Here is a 15,123-nt window from a genome sequence, read left to right as displayed (position 1 = left end):
CGGTCGGGAATTCCTTTCAACAGGATGCGTATCGGCGCATTCGGCGCGCTTAAAGGACCAGACGCGCCGGGATGCAAGGGCATGATTGCGGCTCTGCGCCGCGAACCGCCGCTCTAAGCAGAAAGGGCGCCGCGAGCCAGCCCGCAACGCCCTTATTTCAGGCTGATTTTTCAGCCGTTTAGCCGGTTCAGACGGCGAGGGCTTTGAGCGCGTCCACCAGGTCGGTCTTTTCCCACGAGAAGCCGCCGTCGGCGTCGGGCGTCCGGCCGAAATGGCCATAGGCGGCGCTGCGGCGATAGATGGGCTTGTTCAGGCCCAGATGCTCGCGGATAGCGCGCGGCGAGGCGCCGCCGATCAGCTTGGGCAGTTCGCGCTCCAGCACCGCTTCGTCGATCTTGCCTGTGCCATGCAGGTCCACGTGGACCGACAGGGGTTTGGACACGCCGATGGCGTAGCTGATCTGGATGGTGCAGCGGTCGGCGAGGCCCGCCGCGACGACGTTCTTGGCCAGGTAGCGGCAGGCGTAGGCGGCCGAGCGGTCGACCTTGGTCGGGTCCTTGCCCGAGAAGGCGCCGCCGCCGTGCGGGGCCGCGCCGCCGTAGGTGTCGACGATGATCTTGCGCCCGGTCAGGCCGGCGTCGCCGTCCGGCCCGCCGATGACGAAGGTGCCGGTCGGGTTGATGTGCCACTCGGTCTCGGCGGTGATGAAGCCTTCCGGCAGCACCTTCTCGACATAGGGCTTCACGATGGCGGCGACCTGCTCCTGGCTCAGGTTCGCCTTGTGCTGGGTCGAGACGACGATGGAGGTCGCCCGCGTCGGGCGGCCGTCCTCGTAGAAAAGGGTGACCTGACTCTTCGCGTCGGGCTCGAGGCCCGGCTCCAGGCCGGCGTGGCGGGCGTCAGCCAGGGCCTTCAGGATGTTGTGGCTGTATTGCAGCGTGGCGGGCATCAGCTCCGGCGTCTCGTTCGAGGCGTAGCCGAACATGATGCCCTGGTCGCCCGCGCCCTCGTCCTTGTCTTCGCCGGCGTCGACGCCCTGGGCGATGTGGGCGGATTGGGGGTGCAGGTGGTTCTGGAACTCCAGCGTCTTCCAGTCGAAGCCGTCCTGCTCATAGCCGATGTCGCGAACGACGCCGCGCACCGTATCCTCGATCTCCTGCTCCACCCCGGGGGCCCAGTTGCCTTCCGTGTCCATGATGCCTTCGCCGCGGATTTCGCCGGCCAGCACCACCAGATTGGTCGTCGTCAGGGTCTCACAGGCCACCCGCGCCTCGGGGTCCTTGGACAGGAAGAGGTCGACAATGGCGTCCGAAATCTGATCGGCGACCTTGTCGGGGTGGCCTTCCGAAACGCTCTCGGAGGTGAAGAGGAACGACGAACGGGCCAAGGCAGGCTCCTGCGTGACGACAATCCGCCAGACATATAAAGATATGCTTATACGTGCAAGGCGGCTTCTGTCCCGCCGCCGACCTCCGTTGGGATCGCGCGGGCCGCGGCGCTGCGATGCGCGTCCGCGTGCGGACTATTGCATTGCACCATTTCGTGTGGCAGCAAAATCTACTCCTCCCCGAGTATCCGAACCGTTTCCTGCATGGAGGCGGGATAACGCCTAGACATTTGGAACGATCATGCCGAATCCAGACATCCTAGACGCGGCCCTGACCCGTCTCGACGAGGCCGCCCGCCACGTGCAGATCGACAGCGATGTGCTGGAGAAGCTGAAGTATCCGCGCGAGACGATGAAGGTCCGCCTGTTGATCCGCATGGACGACGGGTCGCGAAAGTCCTTCCTCGCCTGGCGTTGTCGCTATGACGACACGCGCGGCCCGACCAAGGGCGGCATCCGCTTCCACCCCGACTCGACGGCCGAAGAGGTCGAGACCCTGGCCTTCTGGATGACGGTCAAATGCGCCGTGACCAACCTGCCTTACGGCGGCGGCAAGGGGGCCGTGCAGGTCGACCCCAAAAGCCTGTCCAAGGCCGAACTGGAGCGGCTATCGCGCGCCTATGTCCAGGCGTTCGCGGGCATCATCGGCCCCGACCGCGACATCCCCGCGCCCGATGTCTACACCAACGCCATGATCATGGGCTGGATGGCCGATGAGTACGCCTCGATCCAGGGTCAGGCGGCGCCGGCCGTCATCACCGGCAAGCCCATCGCCCTGGGCGGCTCGGTCGGACGCGAGGACGCCACGGCGCGCGGCGGCTTCTACCTGACCTGCCACCTGACCGAGCGTCTGGGCCTGCCGACCGAGGGCCTGCGCGTGGCGGTTCAGGGCTTCGGCAATGCGGGCCAGCATGTGGCGCGGCTGTTCCGCAGCATCGGCGCCAAGATCGTGGCCGTATCGGACTCCGGCGGGGCGGTCTACGCCGCCGCCGGGCTGGACCTTGACGCCCTGCTGGCGGCCAAGGCGGGCGGTCATTCGGTGGTTCAGGCCAACCATGGCGGCAAGACCATTTCGCCAGAGGACCTAATCGGTGTCGATTGCGACGTCCTGGCGCCTTCCGCAATGGAGGACATGATCCACGACGGCAACGCCGCCTCGGTCCAGGCCAAGGTCGTTCTGGAATTGGCCAACGGCCCGATCACGCCCGAGGGGGATCGGATTCTGGCCGAGCAGGGCGTGATCGTCCTGCCCGACATCCTGGCCAACGCCGGCGGGGTGACGGTGTCCTATTTCGAGTGGGTCCAGAACCGACAGGGCTACTATTGGACGCTCGAGGAAGTGCAGTCGCGGCTCAAGACCATCATCGAGACCGAGGGCGACGCCGTCTGGTCCATCGCTGAGGAGAAGGGCGTCACCCTGCGCACGGCGGCCTATATCCACGCGCTTGGCCGTCTGGCCGGGGCGATCGAGGCGCACGGCACCCAGCAGTTCTTCGCCAGCTAGGGCTGAACGCCGGGCGGCAGACTTCGCCAAAGCGTCGCACTTCCAACGGCGGCTCGTCATCTTCCTTCGGCAAGGGGACGGCGAGCGAAGTTGGGACTGCGCGATGGATGTCTTCTACTGCCTGATCCACACGCCCGAGGCGATCACGCCCGAGCTGTGCGTCTTGCCCGGCGCTACCGAGGTCGAGGCCGTGCGCGGCCTGACCGAGGTCGCGCGCGCCTGGCCGCGCCTGGAACGCATCGACCTGTACCGCGGCAATCACGAGGTTCGCAGCTTCGCCCCTTCTGACCTCTCGCCGGTTCAGCCCCTCCGCGCGCTGGCAGCCTGATATCCAAGCGTCCGTCTTCGCCGTGAGGCCTGGGTCCGACCGTGATCATGCAGGAAAGGTGGTGCCGCTTAGGTGACGCGGTTCTTGGGGGAGCTGAAAGTCAATAAACTCAGTATTTTCAGCGTCTTGCAGGGGTAACTGCTACACTTCTTGCCGCCAAACTGCTACGCCACCGTCCATGGCTAAGCCCCCAGCAGGAAGACCCGTCGGCGTCCCCACCCCCATCAAGCGCAAGGGGTCGCGCTTCTACTACGTCCGCATGAAGGTGCCCCAAGCGTCCCGCGAGGCCTTGGGGAAGACCGAGCTCTGGCAATCCCTAGAGACGGAAGACTTCGGCGTTGCTTGCGCCCGGGCCGTTGTCGAGGCGGGACGGATGCGGGCGGAGATAGAGGCGGCGCGTCGGAACCTCGACGGGACGCGCAAAGACGCCAAGGGAGACCCTACGGCAGAACAGCGGAAGGCTGAGGCGTGGTGGGCGGAGCGCCGCGTCCCCGATCCCCAACGGCCCGGGCGCTATGCGATCCCGGTGGACTTGGAGGAATCCTGGGAGGCCACTGTGGAAGGGCTGCTAGGCGACCCCACAAACGAAGACGACGGCGTGGCCGCCCCACAATACGATGCTGACAAAGAACGGGCCGCTTTGGCTCTTGTGGGCAAAGTGACAGGCGACATAGTGCCCGTGGCCGAGGAACTGGACCGCTACATGCTTCAGGAGGGCGTGAAGGCGAGCTATGCCGCGCGAACGAGGACGGCGACGAAGGCCCTGACCAAGTGGCTCATCGCCAACCGCCACACCGACAATATCCATGCAGTGACGGGGAGGGTCGCGGATCAATTCGTAGACAGCACCGCGTCGGGTCGGACCATTCAGACGCTTAACTCCTATATCTCTGCCCTGTCGGCTTACTGGAACTGGATGCGCCGTCGTCATATCGTGGTGTCAAACCCGTGGGCGGGCCTGTCTCGCCGGGAGGTGGACCGGAGCACAAATGCTGATAAGCGGGCGTTCACGGACGATGAGATCAAGGCGCTGCTCTCAGGACCCGCCAAGGCCACGCTGAGGGACATGATGCTTCTCGCTGCCCTGACCGGGATGCGTCAGGCCGAGATCGGCAATCTGAGGGTTCGGGATACTGAGGGCGGCGTCTTTGTTGTCACCAGGAGCAAGACCGCCGCCGGAGAGCGTTCGGTCCCGATCCACCCCGACCTAACCGACCTGGTCGCTCGACGGGTCGAGGGCAAGGCGGCGGACGCATACTTGCTGGAGGAACTGACGGCCCCTGCCAGTCGGCCGGAGCGACGCGGCTATAAGGTCGCAGAATGGTTCACGGCCTACCGCCGCGACCTTGGCCTAGATGCGCGCCAGGGCGGACGCCGCCAGTCGGACGCTGACTTCCACTCCTTCCGCCGATGGTTCGCGACGAAAGCCGAGCAGGCCGGTCAGCCGCCCCACCTCATCTCGGCTGTCCTCGGCCACAAGGAAGGCCGCGAGGGTATGACGCTGGGCGTCTATTCGGCAGGCCCTTCCCTGGATCAGCGGCGCGCGGTGGTCGAGGCGGTGCGCCTTCCAAGGGGTGTCCGGGCAGAAGCTGGAACGGCTGATTTTAAGCCGAGCGGCCCGCGCGGCTCAGGACAGGACGAGGCTGTCGATGCGTGACGAGGACGATGTCAGCCCGATCCAAGACCGAAGACACCTGACCGACAGCCGCCCGATCCGCTGGGACCGCGAAGCGGCCACTTCCCGGGCGAGCGCGGCCATCGACGCCCTTCTCGACGACCTGGAGGCGTGGGAGCCCAAGCGGGCGCGCAGGCGACGCGCGGCGGACCGTGGGCGGCTACGGGTCATACTGGAGGCCGTAACGCTGGAGCTCTGGCTGGCGCGGCGCGATACGTCGACACGCTGGTTGGCCTACTCACGCGGCGACCTGGGCTATGTCGGACCGGATCGCTACCGACATCCTGAAGCTTCGAAGACCACTGTCACGCTTGTTGCGGACTTCCTGACGAGCACAGGACTCGCCGAAGGCCGTGCCGGGAGCTACCGGCGGGAAGATCATGGCTTCGGTCAGTCGGGCCGGGGCTACCTGTCCCGGCTGCGCGGAACCGACGGGCTTCTGGCCTGGGCCGGTGAACAAGGCCTGACGGATGATGACGTCGCCCTGAACGACAGGTTCGAGCTGATCCGCCTGAAGGGGCCAGCAAAGACGCGACGGGGCCGTAAGCCGCTTCTGCATTACGACGACACGCCCGACACCACGGCCATGCGGGATCGGCTGCGGTCCTGGGCGGCGATGATGGCGGGCCATGAGGTCACTCTAGGAGCGCACCGGACCAGCGGCGGGAAGACTCCCCCGGGCGACCCCCTGGAGGACCCCTTGGGCGACGCCGAGGAGTTCCAGGCACGCGGCGCGGGATCGTGCCGTCTCTACCGCATCTTCAACGACGGACGTTGGGATCGAGGCGGCCGCTTCTACGGGGGCTGGTGGCAAGGCTTGTCCAAGGCGGATCGCGAGCGGCTCCTGATCGACGGCGAGGAGACGGTCGAGCTGGACTTCGCCAGCCTGCACCCTCGGCTGTGTTACCAGTTGAACGGCGCGCCCCTGGCGGCTGATGACGACCCCTACGCCGTGCCTGGCGTGCCGGACACGCTACGGGACGTGGTGAAGATTGCCATGATGCAGTTGTTGAACGCCCAGCCCGGGAAGGCGCGCGTGAAGGCCCCGCCGGGAGCGACTGCCAGGCTGAAAGGTCGCATGTCCTACAAGGCACTGGTGGCCCGCCTTGAGGCCCGACATGGCAGCATATCAAACTGGTTCCGTCAGGGGCTGCGCGGGCTGGAGTTGCAAGCCATCGACGCCGCCATCGCCGACGTGGTGATGAACTACTTCACCGTGGCGATGAAGCGACCCATCCTGCCCGTCCACGACAGCTTCATCGTCGCCAGGCGGGATGAACGGAAGCTGGCCGAGACCATGGCCCTAGCCTACCAGGGGCAGCTGTCGCGCTTGGTCGCTGCGCCCGCCGCGCCGGTGATCCGTGGCTTCAGCTCCGGCGAAGAAGAGGCCGACTTCCTCGCCTTCGCTGCTCGCTGGAGCTGACGGTCTCCTGGCGCGGGTAGGAGGAGGGGTGGTCCCTTCGCCCTCAACGCCGAGGGTCACGCTCGGGTCACCTCGGGGTCCCCTAGGCCTATACTAGAGGTCGTAAGAGCCTGCGGGCGAGGACCGGCCAGAAGCCGCCAGAACCCGGTCGCGGACACCGTGGAACGTCGGGGTCACCTTCGGAGTCCTCTGGCTGTAGGACTGGGAGGGCCTCCCCCTCCTCCTGGCGCTCGGGTCACCTCCGGTCCCCTAGGCCTATACTAGAGGTCGTAAGGAAGTGAAAAGAAGCAGGGGTGGGCAAGGGGGTGGCGTCATTCGAGGGCCCGGTAGACGGAGGCGCGGCCGATGCCCAGGCGGCGGGCGATCTCGGCCGGACCCACGCCCTCCGCGCGCAGACGGCGAACGGCCTCGACGTCGACGGTGGGCTTGCGGCCCTTGTAGACCCCAGCCGCCTTGGCCTTGGCGATCCCCTCCATCTGGCGCTCGCGGCGCAGGTCGGTCTCGAACTCGGCGAAGGCCGCCAGCATGTTGAGCATCAGCCTGCCATCGGACCGGGTCGTGTCCATGGCGGCCTGGTTTAGGGCGCGGAAGCCTACGCCCCGTGCCTGGAGCCGGTCGATGATCTGGCGCAGGTCGATGATGGAACGGGCCAGGCGATCCAGGCGCGTGACGAGCAGGACGTCGCCTTCCCGGACATAGTCGAGCGCGAGCGCCAACTGGTCCCGTTCGGCGGTAGTCGTGCCGGACCGCTTCTCTGCGAAAACCTTGTCGCACCCGGCCGCCTGGAGCTGGTCCAGCTGGATGGTGAGGTCCTGGTCGGTGGTGCTGACGCGGGCGTATCCAATAAGCGACATGACGGTGTCCCAATGAGTTCTAGACCATGAGACGGTGGCGTCTCAAAAGCACCAAGTCAACCCATATGGGACGCTTGTGGTGTCTCGCCGGAATGTCTCTTTGGCGTCTACCCGTTTGGGACGGCGGCAGAGCCGGGCCACGAAGGCAGGCGAGCTCCCCTAGCGCTACGCGGCGGCGGCACATCAGGCGTGTAGAAAGGTAGAGGACATGCCACTCAATCCCTGGGGCACCTCCAGAATGATCGAAGGGGACCCCCATGGGGGGGATCTTCGAAGCTTCACGCTTGTATATGTCAGCGCGGATAATCGACCCTAAAAGCGACCGCCTTCTGAAACCACGACTGCGCCTCAGCGATGTCCATGGGCAGCGGCAGGGCCTCCCGGCCGTGGTCGGCCGGGGCATACTTGCCGGTCTTGCGGATGGACGGCAGGATCTCCTGGGTCACCCAGTTCTGGAAGACGACGGCCTCGGCTTTGTCCGAGCGCATGATGAGTTTGTAGAGGCCAGACTCGGACAGAAGACGGAGCTTGTGGTTGGTCCCTTGGAACAGACCGAGGAGTGACGGGGTCAAATCCCGTTGCTTGGCGATGACCACGAACTCTGTGGGCTCGATCCGGCTGTCCTTGGAGGCGTCTGGACGAAGGCCCAGGGCGCGGCAGACGTCAGCGGCGACGAACCACGGATCACCGTCGATCATGGTGGTGCGGATGTTCACGACGTCGACGGTGGCGCGGGCGACCTTAACCCCAACCATCCCGAGGCCTTTCGGGTGACCCCGAGGCGCGCATGGGTCTCCAAGGGTGCGGCTTAATTCAGCACCCTCTAGGAGCCCTCCAAATGACTCGTAAGCGCCCAGATCGAAGCGGCCATAGATCTCTGAGTCATCTGTAAAAAACTCGCCAGCGAGGCTCCCTGGCCGTCTAGCGCCGCTGACCCGGATCTCGCTTACTTCCGCCCAATCCGACGGGCCAAGCTCCGCACTAGTTGCGTCACCCTCCCCTTTCGTCTCAACTGCGGCCGGGCGGAAATGGGGAACTGATGCAACCAATGACAGCCAACTTCGAGTTCCTGCGCGAGCAAGAGCCGCAGCTGGTTCGATTGGCGGCCCAGGCCGAGCACTACTTCCGCACAGACCCCAACACCACTCTGATCAAGCTGCGCCAGTTCGCCGAGTTGCTGGCGAAGGAGGTCGCGGCGAGGACGGGGTCGCTAAAGTCGCCCGACGAGTCGTTCTCCGACATCCTCGGAGTGCTCGGCCGCGCCGGCTACGCTTCCCGCCAAGCGCTGGATCTGTTTCACTACCTGCGCAAGTTCGGCAACAACGCCGTCCACCAAGGACAAGACGACTTCGCCACCGCTCTGGCAGGCCTGAAAGTCGCCCGCGAACTCGGTGCGTGGTTTGTCCGAGCCTATTGCGGTAAACCCAAGCTCGCCCTGGACCCGTTTGTGCCGCCGCCCCCGCCGGCTGACCCCACGGCCAGTCTGCGGGCCGAGCTGGAGCGGCTGAAGGTCGAGGCCGAAGGCCACAAGAGCGCCGCCGAGATTGCTCAGGCTCGCGCCGACGCCCTAGCCCAGGAAAACCTCGAAACGGCCGAGCGTCTGCGTCAAGAAGCCGAGGAGCGCGAGGTCTGGCGGAAGCTAGCGGAGGAGGCCGAGGCCGCCGCCGACCAAGTCAGGGCCGCTCTGGAGGTCACCCAGAGGCAGGCCGAGAAGGTTGCGCCCGCCGAGCTCGCCAAGTTCGAAAAGGCGGCGGAGGCAGCGGATAGCGTCATAAATCTCGACGAGGCGGCTACCCGCGCCATCATCGACCAGCAACTCCGCGCGGCCGGCTGGGAAGCCGACACCCAGGAGCTTCGCTACGGGAAGGGCGCTCGGCCCACCAAGGGACGAAACCTCGCCATCGCGGAGTGGCCGACCGCGAGCGGTCCTGCCGACTACGCGCTCTTCGCGGGGCTGATCCTCGTCGGCGTCGTCGAGGCCAAGCGGCGAAACCGCAATGTCATGAGTGTGCTGCCCCAGGCCGAGCGCTACGCCGCTGGCATCGCCCCGGGAACCGCGCATCAGCACGCCCAAGGCCCGTGGGGCGAGTTCAAGGCCCCCTTCGCCTTCTCGACCAATGGGCGGCCCTACCTGAAGCAGTTGGAAACGGCGTCCGGCATTTGGCGGAGGGACCTGCGCCGTCCGACCAACGCGGCTTCGGCGTTGATGGCCTGGCCCTCTCCCGACGGCCTTTTGGAGCGCCTTGAGGCCGACCAGGACGCGGCCGAAGCGGCTCTGGAGACCCAAGGCTTCAACTTCGGCTTCGAGCTGCGACCCTACCAGCGCCAAGCTATAGAGGCGGTCGAGAAGGGACTGACCGAAAACCGGCCGCACATGCTGGTCGGCATGGCCACGGGCACCGGCAAGACCAAGCTGGCCATCGCCATGCTCTATCGGCTCATCGCGGCCAAACGCTTCCGCAGCGTTTGCTTTGTGGTCGACCGGAGCGCACTTGGCGAACAGACCGAGCGCGAGTTCACCACTAGCAAAATCGTCGGCGGCAAGGCCTTCGCCGAGATCTTCGGGCTGAAGGGCCTAGGCGATGTGACGCCCGATCCCGAGACCCGCATCCACATCTGCACCATCCAGGGCCTCGTGCGGCGCACTCTGTTCGCCGACGACCCCGCGAACGCGCCGACGGTGGACCAATACGACCTGATGGTCATCGACGAGTGCCACCGGGGCTACCTGCTGGACCGCGAGATGTCCGACGCCGAGCTCAGCTTCCGCGACCAGGACGACTACGTCTCAAAATACCGCCGCGTGCTCGACTATTTCGACGCCACCAAGATCGGCCTGACCGCCACCCCCGCTCTGCACACAGTCCAGATCTTCGGCGAGCCGGTGTTCCGCTATTCCTATCGGGAGGCGGTGGTCGACGGCTACCTGGTCGACCATGAGCCGCCGATCCGCATCAAGACCGCTCTGTCCGAAAACGGCATCCACTTCGCAGCCGAGGACGAAGTGACCTTCGTCCACGCGCCCACCGGGCAGGCCGAGCTCTTCAAATTGCCCGACGCCCTCGACTTCGATGTTGAGAGCTTCAACCGCACCGTCATCACCGAGCCCTTCAATCGCGCCGTCGCCGATGAGCTCACCCGCCACATCGACTTGTCTGAGCCGGACAAGACCCTGGTGTTCGCCGCTTCCGACGCTCACGCCGACATCGTGGTCAAAGCGCTGCGCGACGCCTTCCGCGAGGCCCACGGCGAGATTGAGGACGCGGCGATCCGCAAGATTACCGGCAGCGTCGACCACGCAGGCAAGGTGATCCTGTCCTACCGCAACGACGCCATCCCCAAGATCGCGGTCACGGTCGACCTGCTGACCACGGGCGTCGATGTGCCCAAGATCACCAACCTGGTGTTCCTGCGCCGGGTGAACAGCCGGATCCTCTACGAGCAGATGCTGGGCCGGGCGACGCGGCTCTGCCCGGAGATCCACAAGGAGACCTTCAGGATCTTCGACGCCGTCGACCTCTACAGCCGCTTGCAGGAGTTGACGGAGATGCGGCCCGTCGCCGCCGATCCCAAGCTGACCCTGACCCAGCTGCTGGAGGAACTGGCGGCTGTCGAGGACGCGCGCCACCGCGCCGACCTGCGCGACCAGATCATCGTCAGACTGTCGCGCAAACTGAAGGGCCTGTCCGCCGAAGCCAGGGCCAAGGCCGAGCTGGCGGCCGGCGAGACCCCCGAGGAAACCTTGCAGCGCTTCCGGGCCGCGTCGCCCGACGAACTGGCGGCCTGGGCGAAAGGGCGTCCGGGCCTGGGCCCGGCGCTCGACTGGAAGACCGACGGTGGCGAGCCGATCCTGGTGCCAATCTCCACGCATGAGGATCGCGTCGTCGACGTCAGCAGAGGTTACGGCGAGGGACAGCGGCCGGAGGACTACCTCGACGCCTTCGCGGCCTTCGTAAAGAACAACGTCAACAAGATCGCCGCTCTGGAGACAGTGGTCCAACGCCCGCGCGATCTGACTCGCGCCGAACTACGAGAACTGCGGCTCCAGCTCGACGCCCAGGGCTTCACCGACGCCAGCATCCGCCGCGCCTGGTCCGATGCCAAGAACGAGGACATCGCCGCCTCAATCATCGGCTATGTCCGCCAGGCCGCCCTCGGCGACCCGCTGATCCCCTATGGCGACCGCGTGAAATCCGCCGTCGACACGGTGATCCGCAACGGAAACTGGACCGACGTTCAGAAGCGGTGGCTTCACCGCATCGGCGAACAGTTGCAGAAGGGCATCGTGGTCGACCGCGAGGCGCTGGATGACGAACCCTTCAAGGCCGACGGCGGCTTCCGGGTCATTAACAAGCGCTTCGACGGCAAGTTGGAGTCGGTCCTGTCGGACCTGAGTGAGGCGTTATGGCGAACAGCGAGCTGACCAAGAGCAGTGTCACGACACAGAACATCGTCCAAAAGCTCTGGAACCTCTGCCACGTCCTGCGCGATGACGGCGTCAGCTACCAGGAATACGTCACCGAGCTGACCTTCCTGCTGTTCCTGAAGATGATGGAGGAGACGGGTCGCGAGGATCGGATCCTTGATGGCTACCGTTGGAGCGACATTGCCGGCCGCGAGGGCGTTGACCAGCTCGACCACTACAAGCGCGCCTTGCTTGATCTGGGCAAGGCCGCCGATCCGGTCGTGCAGTCAATCTTCACCGACGCCCAGACCAAGTTGCGCAAGCCAGCCAACCTGAAAACCCTGACCACCGCCATTGACAGCTTGGACTGGTTTTCGGCGCGCGAGGAGGGCCTGGGCGAGCTCTATGAAGGCCTGCTGGAGAAGAACGCGGCCGAGAAGAAATCAGGCGCGGGCCAGTATTTCACGCCCCGCCCCCTGATCGACTGCATCGTGCGCCTGATGAAGCCCCAGGCCGGCGAGGTGATCGAGGACCCGGCCGCCGGCACCGCCGGCTTCCTTGTGGCCGCAGACCGCTACATCAAGGACCACACCGATGACCTCTACAACCTGACGCCGGCGGAGGCCTTCTTCCAGCGCAACAACGCGTTCGTCGGCATTGAGCTGGTGCCCGACACCCACCGCTTGGCCTTGATGAACCTGATGCTGCACGGCATCGAAGGACCTATCACCCTGGGTGACAGCCTATCCCCCGATGGCGAGGCCCTGGGCAAGGCGGACCTAATCCTCACTAACCCGCCGTTTGGCACCAAGAAGGGCGGCGGCCGTCCCAGCCGGGCCGACTTCTCGGTCACGGCCGAAACGTCCAACAAGCAACTGGCCTTCGTCGAGCACATCGTCCGCGCCCTCAAGCCCGGCGGCCGGGCGGCGGTGGTGCTGCCCGACAACGTGCTGTTCGAGGACAACACGGGCAAGCGCCTGCGCCAATGGGCGATGGAGCTGGCCGACCTGCACACCATCCTGCGCCTGCCCACCGGCATCTTCTACGCCCAGGGGGTGAAGACCAACGTCCTCTTCCTGACGCGCGGCAAAGCCGACCGGGCCAACACCAAGGGCGTCTGGGTCTACGACCTGCGCGCCAACATGCCGGCCTTCGGCAAGACCCGTCCGCTACGCGCGGACGACTTCGCGGCCTTCGAGGCGGCCTATGGCGACGATCCCGACGGCGGCGCAGCGCGCGCGGACGAAGGCCCCGAAGGCCGCTTCCGCTACTTCAGCCGCGCCGACATTACCGCTCGTAACGACAACCTCGACATCGCCTGGCTGCGCGACAACAGCGACGCCGCCGAGGACGACCTTAGCGACCCTGAGGACATCGCGGCGGCCATCCTAGGGCACCTGCGGGCTGCCCTAGCGGAGGTCGAGGCGGTGGACGCTGAGTTGGCCGGTGAGGAGGCCGTTCTGGCGGAGGTGGAGGCGTGAGCGAGCTACCGACTGGGTGGGCCAACTCTACGGTGGGTGCGCTGTGGGAGCTCAAATACGGTAAGTCGCTACCCGAGAAAACCCGCCAAAGAGGCGATTTCGGGGTCTATGGTTCGAACGGCCCAGTGGGCACTCACATTGAGCCATTGACCTCAGGCCCGACCATCATTCTCGGTAGAAAAGGGAGTATCGGAGAACTGCACTTCAGCGCCGCTCCGTGCTTCCCAATCGATACGACTTACTTCATCGATGACTTCGGCGGCTGCGATGCCGGTTTTGTGGCGTGGCTGATGCGGTCGTTGCCGCTGAAGACGATGAACCGTGCAACAGCAATCCCCGGCCTCAGTCGCGAGGATGCTTACGGGCTGGATGTCCTTGTGCCGCCGGCATCCGAACAGCGGCGGATCGTGGCGAAGCTCGATGCCCTGACCGCCCGCACGGCCCGCGCCCGCGCCGACCTCGACCGCATCCCCGCCCTTGCCGCCCGCTACAAGCAGGCGGTGCTGGCGAAGGAAATGGAGGGTCGGTCTGACGAAATGCTGCCGCTCTCGGCGGCAATCGAGAGCGGCTTGATTGGCCTTGTCCGGTCGAAGGCCGAACAAAGTGACGCGACCGGAGAGCCCTACGTGCGGATGCAGCACTTCGATCTCGACGGTTGCTGGAACATCAAGGATCTCACCCGGGTCTGCGCTACCGATGCAGAGTTGGCGCGCTTTGCCCTTCGCGACGGTGACGTATTGTTCAACACTCGGAACAGCGTCGAACTGGTTGGTAAGGTCGCGCTCTGCGGGCCAGAGCAAGCTGGTTTTCTTTACAATAACAACCTGCTTCGATTGCGATTTGACGCTGAGGTCCTGCCGAAGTTCGCCTATCGCTACATGCAGTCCCCCCAGTTCCGTGCGCACCTTCAGGGGCAGAAAAGCGCCACGACCAGTGTCGCGGCCATCTACCAAGGCTCGCTCTACCAGACACCGTTCTGGGTTCCGTCGGCGTCGAGGCAAGCCGAAATCGCGCGTCGCGTTGATCAGGCTTTCTCAGAGATCGACCGTCTGATTGCCGAAGCCGCCGCCGCTCGCCGTCTTTTGGCTCGCCTCGACCAAACGGTCCTTACCAGAGCTTTTCAAGGCAAACTGGTCGCCCAGGACCCCGCCGACGAACCCGCCAGCGTCCTCCTCGACCGCATCCGCGCCGAACGCGCCCGCGCTCCCAAGGCCACCCGAGGGCGGCGCAAGGCGGCCGCATGAACTACGGCCGGGCCGATATCGCCATCGGCGTGATCGACGTCGGCTCGCCGAAGGGCGGGAAGTGGGGCTGGGCGATCCTGGCCACGAACGCCGCCCCCGTGCTCGGAAAGGACCTGGACGTCTTCATCGACGCAATGACGGCGCTTGGCGCGCGCTGGCCCTTGGCCATCGGCTTCGAGGCCCCCTTGTTTATACCGACGCCCGCCGTGGCCCTCAAGATCCTGAGCGCGCGCAAGGGCGAGGGATCCCGCCCCTGGAGCGCGGGAGCCGGAGCCGCCGTGACCACGGCCGCGCTGGCGGTGGTGACCTACACGCTGGCGGGCCTGCGTCGAGGGCTGAGCCAGGCTATGGCATCGACGGACTTCAGCGTCCTTCCGGTTCGTCCTGGCGACACGCTCTTCTTCGAGGCCTTCGTCACAGCGGCGGCGAAGGGCGACGACCACGCCGACGACGCCTTTATCGCCGCCCGCGAGACCCAAGCGCTCCTTCGCGGCGGCCGGCCCTACCGTTCAGCCATCGACGAGCCTGAGGTGTTCAGCGTGCTCGGCGCGAGCTTGCTACGCACTGAGTGGTCAACGGACTTGGCCGTGCTGTCCGCGCCATGCCTGGTCGTGAAACCTGGCTTTGACCACTACGCCTGACCGGAAGCGCGCCGATGTGACCCGACGAGTGCTTGAGTGGCTGGACGCCACCAGAGTGGCGGTGCGTGAAGCCCACGCGCATCGCTTAGCGGCTCGGGGTTGCTAGGTCCACGGTCCATCAAACGCTCAAGCGTGACTGTGTGGCTTGCTAGCATAGCGTCCCTTGAGTCTTCCCTGCTTT

The 15,123-nt window shown here is 65.7% G+C and carries 11 protein-coding genes; 8 read left to right on the top strand and 3 right to left on the bottom strand.

Annotation, left to right across the window (positions count from 1 at the left end; all coding sequences use genetic code 11):
* Positions 1–187 precede the first annotated feature (187 nt).
* A complete protein-coding gene (gene metK, locus H9656_RS12255; protein WP_191744550.1) occupies positions 188–1,387 on the bottom strand; it encodes a methionine adenosyltransferase in 1,200 nt (399 codons plus the stop codon).
* A gap of 241 nt (positions 1,388–1,628) precedes the next feature.
* Here metK and H9656_RS12250 point away from each other — a divergent pair, with 241 nt between their 5' ends.
* The 4 genes from H9656_RS12250 (at position 1,629) to H9656_RS12235 (ending at position 6,317) form a co-directional block, all read left to right on the top strand.
* Positions 1,629–2,891 carry a Glu/Leu/Phe/Val family dehydrogenase gene (locus H9656_RS12250; protein ID WP_191744549.1) on the top strand — a complete coding sequence of 421 codons (1,263 nt, stop codon included), beginning with the start codon at positions 1,629–1,631 and terminating at the stop codon, positions 2,889–2,891.
* Positions 2,892–2,994: 103 nt separating this feature from the next.
* On the top strand, positions 2,995–3,219 hold the full coding sequence (locus H9656_RS12245) for an oxidoreductase (RefSeq protein ID WP_191744548.1): 225 nt from the start codon (positions 2,995–2,997) through the stop codon (positions 3,217–3,219).
* Between the two features lie 178 nt (positions 3,220–3,397).
* A complete protein-coding gene (locus H9656_RS12240; protein ID WP_191744547.1) occupies positions 3,398–4,876 on the top strand; it encodes a DUF6538 domain-containing protein in 1,479 nt (492 codons plus the stop codon).
* Complete coding sequence (locus tag H9656_RS12235; RefSeq protein ID WP_191744546.1) at positions 4,869–6,317, top strand: hypothetical protein; 1,449 nt, start codon at positions 4,869–4,871, stop codon at positions 6,315–6,317. Before H9656_RS12240 ends, H9656_RS12235 begins: the two co-directional genes overlap by 8 nt.
* Before the next feature lie 311 nt (positions 6,318–6,628).
* Here H9656_RS12235 and H9656_RS12230 read toward each other — a convergent pair whose 3' ends face one another.
* Together H9656_RS12230 and H9656_RS12225 are read right to left on the bottom strand one after the other, a co-directional pair.
* The gene (locus H9656_RS12230) at positions 6,629–7,171 is read right to left on the bottom strand and encodes a recombinase family protein (RefSeq protein WP_191744545.1); all 543 of its coding nucleotides are present in this window, start codon (positions 7,169–7,171) and stop codon (positions 6,629–6,631) included.
* 293 nt (positions 7,172–7,464) lie between these two features.
* Positions 7,465–7,926: a BRO-N domain-containing protein gene (locus H9656_RS12225; protein WP_191744544.1), complete on the bottom strand. Its 462-nt coding sequence runs from the start codon at positions 7,924–7,926 to the stop codon at positions 7,465–7,467.
* A gap of 284 nt (positions 7,927–8,210) precedes the next feature.
* Between H9656_RS12225 and hsdR the strand changes: the two genes are divergently transcribed.
* The 4 genes from hsdR to H9656_RS12205 are packed head-to-tail and all read left to right on the top strand — an operon-like array spanning position 8,211 to position 14,942.
* Positions 8,211–11,594 (top strand): type I restriction-modification system endonuclease, encoded by a 3,384-nt coding sequence (hsdR, locus tag H9656_RS12220; RefSeq protein ID WP_191744543.1) that lies wholly within the window; start codon positions 8,211–8,213, stop codon positions 11,592–11,594.
* Complete coding sequence (locus H9656_RS12215; RefSeq protein WP_191744542.1) at positions 11,576–13,057, top strand: class I SAM-dependent DNA methyltransferase; 1,482 nt, start codon at positions 11,576–11,578, stop codon at positions 13,055–13,057. The genes hsdR and H9656_RS12215 overlap by 19 nt, the downstream gene beginning before the upstream one ends.
* Entirely contained in the window at positions 13,054–14,301 is a 1,248-nt protein-coding gene (locus tag H9656_RS12210) for a restriction endonuclease subunit S (RefSeq protein ID WP_191744541.1), read from the top strand. Before H9656_RS12215 ends, H9656_RS12210 begins: the two co-directional genes overlap by 4 nt.
* On the top strand, positions 14,298–14,942 hold the full coding sequence (locus H9656_RS12205; protein ID WP_191744540.1) for a hypothetical protein: 645 nt from the start codon (positions 14,298–14,300) through the stop codon (positions 14,940–14,942). Before H9656_RS12210 ends, H9656_RS12205 begins: the two co-directional genes overlap by 4 nt.
* The last annotated feature ends 181 nt before the right edge of the window (positions 14,943–15,123 follow it).

The sequence above is a fragment of the Brevundimonas guildfordensis genome (genome assembly GCF_014836405.1).
In the GTDB taxonomy this organism is placed as follows: Bacteria; Pseudomonadota; Alphaproteobacteria; order Caulobacterales; family Caulobacteraceae; genus Brevundimonas; species Brevundimonas guildfordensis.
This window is presented reverse-complemented; position numbering and strand designations above follow the sequence as displayed.

Coding starts and splice junctions, on each gene's coding strand:
- H9656_RS12250 (WP_191744549.1), top strand. CDS start 1,629: ATGCCGAATCCAGACATCCTAGACGCGGCCCTGACCCGTCTCGACGAG.
- H9656_RS12245 (WP_191744548.1), top strand. CDS start 2,995: ATGGATGTCTTCTACTGCCTGATCCACACGCCCGAGGCGATCACGCCC.
- H9656_RS12240 (WP_191744547.1), top strand. CDS start 3,398: ATGGCTAAGCCCCCAGCAGGAAGACCCGTCGGCGTCCCCACCCCCATC.
- H9656_RS12235 (WP_191744546.1), top strand. CDS start 4,869: ATGCGTGACGAGGACGATGTCAGCCCGATCCAAGACCGAAGACACCTG.
- H9656_RS12230 (WP_191744545.1), bottom strand. CDS start 7,171: ATGTCGCTTATTGGATACGCCCGCGTCAGCACCACCGACCAGGACCTC.
- H9656_RS12225 (WP_191744544.1), bottom strand. CDS start 7,926: ATGGTTGGGGTTAAGGTCGCCCGCGCCACCGTCGACGTCGTGAACATC.
- hsdR (WP_191744543.1), top strand. CDS start 8,211: ATGCAACCAATGACAGCCAACTTCGAGTTCCTGCGCGAGCAAGAGCCG.
- H9656_RS12215 (WP_191744542.1), top strand. CDS start 11,576: ATGGCGAACAGCGAGCTGACCAAGAGCAGTGTCACGACACAGAACATC.
- H9656_RS12205 (WP_191744540.1), top strand. CDS start 14,298: ATGAACTACGGCCGGGCCGATATCGCCATCGGCGTGATCGACGTCGGC.